This window comes from Erythrobacter sp. HI0063, assembly GCF_001635685.1.
Taxonomy (GTDB): domain Bacteria; phylum Pseudomonadota; class Alphaproteobacteria; order Sphingomonadales; family Sphingomonadaceae; genus Qipengyuania.
The window spans coordinates 1-656 of record NZ_LWFF01000145.1; the positions used below are offsets into that span (position 1 = coordinate 1).

Annotated in this window: 1 protein-coding gene; it reads left to right on the top strand. The window is 55.6% G+C overall.

What is annotated here, in order from left to right:
• Positions 1 to 469: 469 nt before the first annotated feature.
• A partial coding sequence (locus tag A3736_RS17840; protein WP_233999248.1) for a hypothetical protein occupies positions 470 to 656 on the top strand: 187 nt, incomplete at its 3' end.

Here is a 656-nt window from a genome sequence, read left to right on the forward strand (position 1 = left end):
GCGCCGGATCGGCGATGAAAGCCCCATGACCCCGCCGCTCGCCAACTTGCGCATCCAGATGGCCGAACAAATAGCTAGAGATTTCGACCGCGCCGCTTAGGAAAAACGGTACTCGGCTGGTCGGGTTCACCCTGTTTGACCGGTAGACATCCTAACCCGCGAGCGTTGAGAATGCAGAGGCAATACTGGCGAACGATGGTCCCACGCGCTACTGACCAACTTCAAGACAACGGATGGATTTTGCCAATATCCGACGGGATGAGACGCAGCGACGAAATCGGTGTCGTAGCTAAGATACCGAATGTGGGAAGCATTGCCGGAGCGGGACAAGAAAATGATGACCTCGCCACACGCACATCCAAGGCACGACCTCGACGCGGTGTAGGCTCGGCTCCCGTTTTATGCGAGGCGCGTAGAGAGCATTCTGGGTAGAGAGCTTTACAGCAAAATTATGAGAAGAGGCGATCGAATGGCCGCGATACCTGAAATTGCAAAAGGCCCACCCACCCTTAACGCTATGAAGGTAAGGGAAGTCAAAGTCCCGCTCGTGGACGCAGCGATTTTAGCGGTCGCTTCCAAGCTATCCTTACAGGGCACAGTTTCCTTGAACGAGGTAGATGAGGCAGTGCTTGCTGCCCTTCGTCGAGCGCATCCCG